General features: G+C 48.2%; 1 protein-coding gene. It reads right to left on the bottom strand.

What is annotated here, in order from left to right:
* Positions 1-69: 69 nt before the first annotated feature.
* On the bottom strand, positions 70-1,770 hold a 1,701-nt coding region (gene traC, locus NE536_RS22680; protein WP_261274105.1), incomplete at its 5' end, for a type IV secretion system protein TraC.

Raw genomic sequence — 1,770 nt, 5'->3', positions numbered from 1 at the left:
ACCCAGAGGGTTATCATGACGCTCAGCGTCACCAGCCATAAAAAGGCTTGAATAAGGTTTTTTTCCATTTTATGCGGCCTCTTTGTGGGTTGCTGCTGCGGACAAAATGGCATCAAAACGGGCCATATCATCGGGATAGAAATGTTGGGCTGTCAGTTCAATGGCATCGAGTAACGGCATGCCGCCTTTAATAAGGTTCTCACAATGCTCAAATTCTTTAGGCTCGGTTGAGAGCATGGCGCGCGACCATGGATCGGCAAAAATTCGGTGAAAGGACACTAGCCCGCCCGCTTTGAGCATGACGCAGGAATGACCCGCATCATTGGCGCGGGGGAATGACTTGATCATGTGTTGCTCGAAGGGCGAGAAGTGGTCAGGATGCTTGTTCAAGAAATCCCCAAAGCCATCACCTTGGCGCAATGTGATATGAATATCTGAACTGTTCAGTGCCGCTTCGGCCTCGGCGTTGGCAAAGAAGTCGTTCATGCCTTGCGTTACTGTGGCAAAGCTGCCGCCGAACTTACGCACTGTGCGATAACCTTCGTTGATGAAATCCTTACTTTGCGCATTCGCGCCGCTCATGAGCGACCACGCTTCTTCAATCACACAGATTTTCGGAATAGAACGTTGCCCCGATAAGTACATTTGTTGGCTAATCGTCACCATTAACGCGAAAATCACCGGACGTTGTAGCTCGCCTTTAAATCCATCGAGTTCAAGTGTGGTAATGTCAATATTGGGATCGAGCATCGAGGGCTTATTGAAAATTGCGCCATGAATGCCGTTAGAGCAGAACTTGTTTAATTGCGCGGCAATATCACTGATACGGGTATCGTCATTTTTTTGTGCGGCAATGTCATAGAGTGCCGTTTGTACATCGTCAATCAGCGTGTCGTTACCGCATTTTTGCCATGCCAGCAAAATAGCATCGCCGAGTAATGCCGTCTGAAATCCGGTGAGCTTTTCATCAGGTGATGCCATGGTAGCGATAAGCGCGGTGATGTTTCCCAACACTTCGGTGATGGGATCAATGGCTTGACCTTCCTCATCGAGAATTGGGCCAAAAGTACCCGCATCCCGCACGCTTAAAACTTTGCCTAAGTGGGTAAATGGGTTTAGGAAAATCTGCGAACTATCGAGATAGACGCCGCCTAATGTTTGAGTGAGTTTTTTGTAACTCTGACCCTTGTCAAGAATCCATGCCTTGCCCCCTTTGGCAAAAATCGATTTTACTAAGGCTTGCATGAAGAATGACTTCCCTGCCCCTGAGCCGCCCGTAATCGCCATGTTGTAGTTATCACTGCCGCAGTTAAACGGATCGAAATAGCTAATTTGATGGCGCATTGTTGGCAAGAGTAACCCTGCGGATAAGCGTTTGTAGTCTGCCACAATCGGTAAAAAGTTTACCAAGTTTGAGGTTTTCATCATGAAACACAGGCCCGCTTTTTGGCTGTCTTTCATAAAGCCTTCGCTCATTGAGAACGGGAGTGTGGACAGGGTGCACATGCCTTGCAGTTTATTGTTTCGGATTAAATCAATGCCTGCCGTGCGGAAGGTCGCAATCGCTTTTGAGGTGTCATGGCGTTGTTTCTCTTCTGTCGTATACAGGGTGACATTCAATGTCATGGTGGTGATTTTAAAGGCGTGTGAGCTGAGTCCTTTTTGTATCTCCTTGCGTTCAGCCAGTTCATCCGCGGCGCTGGGGATTAACAACCGCATAGGGGAGCCGACCGTTTTGGTCAGAGAACCAATTTTGCTGTCGTTACGGGT

Origin of the sequence: Shewanella septentrionalis, assembly GCF_025370265.1 — a bacterium.
Classification (GTDB): domain Bacteria; phylum Pseudomonadota; class Gammaproteobacteria; order Enterobacterales; family Shewanellaceae; genus Shewanella; species Shewanella hafniensis.
This window is presented reverse-complemented; position numbering and strand designations above follow the sequence as displayed.